The 4,457-nt window shown below is 60.6% G+C and carries 8 protein-coding genes; 3 read left to right on the forward strand and 5 right to left on the reverse strand.

Annotation, left to right across the window (positions count from 1 at the left end):
* Positions 1 to 251: cupin domain-containing protein (locus AC1DFE_RS23710; protein WP_476908277.1), on the reverse strand; the 251-nt coding region annotated here is incomplete at its 3' end.
* Between the two features lie 501 nt (positions 252 to 752).
* On the opposite strand from AC1DFE_RS23710, the gene AC1DFE_RS23715 reads away from it, so the two are divergent.
* The 3 genes from AC1DFE_RS23715 to AC1DFE_RS23725 all read left to right on the forward strand — a co-directional run bounded on the left by AC1DFE_RS23715 (position 753) and on the right by AC1DFE_RS23725 (position 2,173).
* The gene (locus tag AC1DFE_RS23715) at positions 753 to 1,166 is read left to right on the forward strand and encodes a cupin domain-containing protein (RefSeq protein WP_476908278.1); all 414 of its coding nucleotides are present in this window, start codon (positions 753 to 755) and stop codon (positions 1,164 to 1,166) included.
* A gap of 366 nt (positions 1,167 to 1,532) precedes the next feature.
* A complete protein-coding gene (locus AC1DFE_RS23720; RefSeq protein ID WP_476908279.1) occupies positions 1,533 to 1,895 on the forward strand; it encodes a cupin domain-containing protein in 363 nt (120 codons plus the stop codon).
* Between the two features lie 32 nt (positions 1,896 to 1,927).
* Complete coding sequence (locus AC1DFE_RS23725) at positions 1,928 to 2,173, forward strand: hypothetical protein (protein WP_476908280.1); 246 nt, start codon at positions 1,928 to 1,930, stop codon at positions 2,171 to 2,173.
* Between the two features lie 598 nt (positions 2,174 to 2,771).
* Here AC1DFE_RS23725 and AC1DFE_RS23730 read toward each other — a convergent pair.
* The 4 genes from AC1DFE_RS23730 to AC1DFE_RS23745 form a co-directional block, all read right to left on the reverse strand.
* Entirely contained in the window at positions 2,772 to 3,089 is a 318-nt protein-coding gene (locus tag AC1DFE_RS23730; RefSeq protein ID WP_476908281.1) for a hypothetical protein, read from the reverse strand.
* A gap of 175 nt (positions 3,090 to 3,264) precedes the next feature.
* Positions 3,265 to 3,381, reverse strand: a complete 117-nt coding sequence (locus AC1DFE_RS23735; protein ID WP_476908282.1) for a hypothetical protein — start codon at positions 3,379 to 3,381, stop codon at positions 3,265 to 3,267.
* A gap of 51 nt (positions 3,382 to 3,432) precedes the next feature.
* Positions 3,433 to 3,879 carry an IS1096 element passenger TnpR family protein gene (locus tag AC1DFE_RS23740; RefSeq protein ID WP_476908283.1) on the reverse strand — a complete coding sequence of 149 codons (447 nt, stop codon included), beginning with the start codon at positions 3,877 to 3,879 and terminating at the stop codon, positions 3,433 to 3,435.
* Positions 3,880 to 4,068: 189 nt separating this feature from the next.
* Entirely contained in the window at positions 4,069 to 4,296 is a 228-nt protein-coding gene (locus AC1DFE_RS23745; protein ID WP_476908284.1) for a hypothetical protein, read from the reverse strand.
* Between the last annotated feature and the right edge of the window lie 161 nt (positions 4,297 to 4,457).

The raw sequence follows: 4,457 nt of genomic DNA on the forward strand, positions 1-4,457 counted from the left end.
GCCTCGTCGGTGAGGATGAACTCACCGGCTACGACCACCTTCATTTCGTCGTAGGTGTACGTGTACACCAGGGGTTCGGAGGCCTTCAGCTCGAAGAAGCCGGCGCTCATAACCGACCCTTCAGGGTTGTGGAGGGAGTCGCCGATTGCGGCGACCGTCCCGGGCTCATTCATTGACGGCAGACCGACGTAGCCGCCAACTACCTTATGGATGGATCCGGCCTTGCTCAGAGTTCCTACGAGGGTTTCCATGGTCGCTCCTGTGTGAATAGTTGATGTGAGTGATGTGTCAGGACTGTTCATCGTCGTCAGAACCGATCACCTTGGGGGGTGCAAGTGAGACTGTGCTGAAGATCAACCAGAGTCCGGTCAGGAATCACGGAGGATCGTCCGCTAACCCGGCATCCCCTGACTCTGAGGGTCCGGCGTGGCTCTTCTTCGAGCCTCTTCCGTGTGATGCCAGTCACTTAGTTCGTCCCCAAAACTGTGACATGGACATAGGTCTAAGTCAACGGTCCATGACGAAAGAAATCCAACTTTGCTGAAGTATCGTCCGGGCCGCGGCCATGCGAAGGCTCCCCCACTGGGCGCCTTTTCGGCCGCCCGGCGGGTGAGGGAAGTGAGACTGTTGACTAGGACGGGTGTCCATGTAAGAGTACTGGCAGGCGAAGTGATCCGCATCACGAGAACGCCAGACGAGCTTGATGACATCACCCGCAATGTGGGTTCCCACTGAAGAAATGGTTTAAGACAATGGCGACCACCACCCCTCAGCCCTCGACAGTGACGACGGGGGAAACAATCGATTTCTGGCCGGCACAGTCCATGAAGGCCATGAAGGACGAATGGCAGGGACTGAGCTGCAGGTTCATCAATTCCCATCCCTCAGCAGGCCGATGGGACGATTTCATACTTTCGGAGTGGGAGCTGCATTCCTGCGCCTGGGAGGACTTCCACCCCCACACCGAGACCAACTTCGTACTGGAAGGCGAACTCCACATCGAAAGTGACGGCAAGACCGTCATCCTGAGGCCCGGAGATGCGGCGCGGGTAAATCCCGGGAGAAAGGGCAGGTATTGGGCCCCCGTATACGCACGCATGGTGACCATTTACGGCCCCAACCCCGAAGGCCTGGAATCGCACTCCTTCCGATACTCCGAAATCTGAACCTAGAGGTGCGCGGTGCTCTCCCCAAAAACGCGGCCCCGGAAAGGTGCCGGCTGCATCCAGGACGCGCCTTCCGGCCAAGAACCACTCCTGTTCCGGGAACCGGCGAAGCGTAGTCCTGAACGCCAACGGGGACATCCGCGGTTCCCGGCAGCTTGCGGCGTATGCATAAGCCCGCAATCGACTGAACATCTCGCCGGTTGCGCGGTGGGGGAGGGGACACGCCCTTCCTGAGTTCGAAGCCGGAATCAGCCCTCATCCAGGGAGTGGTCCGAACCTCCTTATGAGGCACTTTGACCACCTTGGCACCACACCTTGAAAATCCATTCCCAGAAGCGACCAACAGCCCGACGAAAGGCAAGATCCATGACTGAAAAGACAGCCTCGATTCCAGCCCACCTGATCCGCGACGCGCGGAACGTTACGGTACTCGACGATTGGGGCCCATGCCCTGAAGCGACCGGACAGCAGATGGACACCCGCGGACGCTACCTGTGGAAAGACGACAACGGCTCGGAATCCGGCATCTGGGAATGCACCCAAGGACCCTCCCGCTGGGTCCTTGAAACAAACGAATTCGTACACGTTCTCTCCGGCTCGATGACCATCACGCCCGACGGCGGAAAGCCTGAGCTTGTTGGCCCCGGCGATACGGTCTTCATCCCCCGCGGCTGGAGCGGCAACTGGGAACTGCACGAGACACTGCGCAAACTCTATGTCATCTTCTAAGGCAGCCGGCGGCTGCATGAAGGAGTAGCAGCATGATTTTCGATCCGAAGCTAATCGTTCATGACGGCGCGGACCTGTGCGTCGGCGAGCAGATACACGCCTGGCAGGCTGGCAAGATGTTACAAACGGGAATCATTACCGACCTCTTACCCGCCATGGGGCTGTTCTGGATTCGGGAACGGACACTGGGCGAACGTCGACTGCTGGACATGAACGACCTCCAAATCACCCGCATACCGCATCCCGCGCCTCAGAAACCCGAGCCTGCAGCCGCGTGAAAAGGCAACGGGAGTCCGGCCACTCCTGCGATGGCTCATCCCGCCCAGACCTTCCGGCACTTCCTCTGTTCAGGGTCCGCGTCGGCCTGGTCGTTTTCGGCAGCATCGGTGCCGGCTGTAGACGGGAAGGGTTGCCAAGGGACCGCGGGCCATCGCAGGCAGCCAGGCAACGTCGTGCCATGCAACGCGCTGAGGCGGCATGCTCGCATCGCCTGATGTACAACCCGCCAACTGCAGCGCAACGTGCGGGCTCGTCCGGGACCGCCGATGTCGGGCCTTTTCGTGAGGCCCAAATTCTTGGCGGTTACCCCGCCCTAGAAAAAGCCCGCTGGAGCTAGGCCAAGAGCGACACTGCCTCGCGCGCACGGGCTGATCCAGCTACGCAGTGTCGGCCAGAGAATGCAGTCTTTACAGGCCAGGGGCCCGCATTCATAGCCCCTGGGGTGCCTGTGAACGGCACAGGTTCGAAAGTCGTGCCGCCTTTCGGACTCGAGGACCCCACCGAGAGATAGCTGACAAGCAGGATCTTCTATTCACGCCCTCGAATTTGGCTAGATGACAGGGGAGGAGACGGGAGGTGCCACGTTGGAGGACCGGCTTACGGGACGGTCTGGAGTCCACCCCGCCCTCCGACCAAGACTATGGCTTGGCAAGGACCTTGTCTCCCAAATGGGACTGCTGGCTGGATCAGGTCCGGGCGGTTGATCGTCAGCATCTCACCGACGTTTGCCACTTCCTGGTTCACCGCGTCCAAGGTCAGGAACAGGTCAATAATCCCCGCGTCGGGCACGATGTACAGCTCGGCCTCGCCCACGGACACTTCCTTGCCGTCGCCGCCGTCATCGCCGTCATCCCAGACCCGGCCCTTGACCCTGACGGTCAAGAACATCGGGTAGTCGTCCCGGTCATGGCGCACCCCGGGAACCCGCGGAACGTGCAGCGGTAGTCATAGGTCAGATACTCCGGGACAAGATCCGCCATGGAACTCCTTGAGGGTACGAAAGCCTCCAGCCTTTTGGGGCTTGTAGGTCCTCGGCTGAGCCGCGGACCGCGTCGGCAGTTCCCAGAGAATTGTTTCGCCAGCGCCCGGTTCACGGCCGGGATGTCCAGGAAGGCAGGTTAAAAGGTTCATCTGAACCGGGCATCTCTACCACCCACAGGAAGTGTTCCGCGTGGTCAGGATGCGACGGGTCCGCCAGGGCATCCATGATCTCCTCGTACCCTGGAAATCCTCCCGAATCTTCCAGGGGGCCCGTCAATCAGCCGGGCCGGCGGAGTGCCTTCGGTCGCGGGACGTTGCGAAACCAGCTCAAGCCGGTGCAGCCAGCTGTCTCCGAAGTCGTATTCATAAAGCGCTGCGCCGGCACCCAGCGCCAGCAGTTGGTCAGGGAAGATTCTCCCTCTGGCCTGTCGTCCGGTTCGTCGCCCTCCTGCGCTGGAAGCCACTGCAGGGCTTCTGGAATTTCGCCGTCGACGTGCCGCAGCGGCGCGAAGGGATCATCGGCTGTGAACCTGTGCAGGTGCATGTCCTCCCAGCCAAAGACAGTTTGCAGGACCTGGTGGACCTGGTCAAGAGTCTGGGAGCCGCGCACGTCCAGCTGACGCCAGATTTCTGGCTCGCTGTCGACCAGCTCCACGCGAACAACCAGGACCGATTCCGGTCGAACGTCGATCCCAGCCTCAGCACGTTTATCCATGCTGGCCATTCTTTCAAAACTTCGCTGCCGGTCTCGGAAAGATCGTGACCTCTCGCCCGAAGTCGAACGATAGCCTGACGAATCTAAATTATCGACGTTCAACCCACGGGAGCAGAAGTAGTTGCGAGAAGTCGCGGGCTCTACTCTGGTCGGTTCTGGGGCATCGGGAGAACCGTCCAGCGTGAACGGCAGCCTAGGTCAGGTGGATTCTGGTGCCGTCCAGTCGGCCCCGGTGACTTGTCGTTTCACAGCTTCGGCGACGACCTTCATCCGGATCGTAGCGGGCTGACTCCGCAGGCGGGCCACTACGGTGCGCAGCTCCGGCACGGCGCCCTGTATCCGGACGGCGGCCAAACGGTTGCCGTCGTACGTCAGGTCGTGCCGCGGCCGTTGGTGCAGGATGGAGAAGCCGTGTCCGTTGGCCACGAACGTGCGTACTGTCTACTAAGAAAACGAAGGTGACCTMCCTGGGGAAATTGGGGTGAGGTTGGGCTCGAATCCGAGCGCGAGCATTCGGCGTTGGAGGCGATTTCTGGCGCGTTCGGGGTTTGTTTTGTCGTAATGATCGATGCCGAGTTCGTCGTAGG

It is taken from the genome of Arthrobacter sp. 05T423 (genome assembly GCF_056396245.1).

Coding starts and splice junctions, on each gene's coding strand:
- AC1DFE_RS23715 (WP_476908278.1), top strand. CDS start 753: ATGGCGACCACCACCCCTCAGCCCTCGACAGTGACGACGGGGGAAACA.
- AC1DFE_RS23720 (WP_476908279.1), top strand. CDS start 1,533: ATGACTGAAAAGACAGCCTCGATTCCAGCCCACCTGATCCGCGACGCG.
- AC1DFE_RS23725 (WP_476908280.1), top strand. CDS start 1,928: ATGATTTTCGATCCGAAGCTAATCGTTCATGACGGCGCGGACCTGTGC.
- AC1DFE_RS23735 (WP_476908282.1), bottom strand. CDS start 3,381: ATGGATGCCCTGGCGGACCCGTCGCATCCTGACCACGCGGAACACTTC.
- AC1DFE_RS23740 (WP_476908283.1), bottom strand. CDS start 3,879: ATGGCCAGCATGGATAAACGTGCTGAGGCTGGGATCGACGTTCGACCG.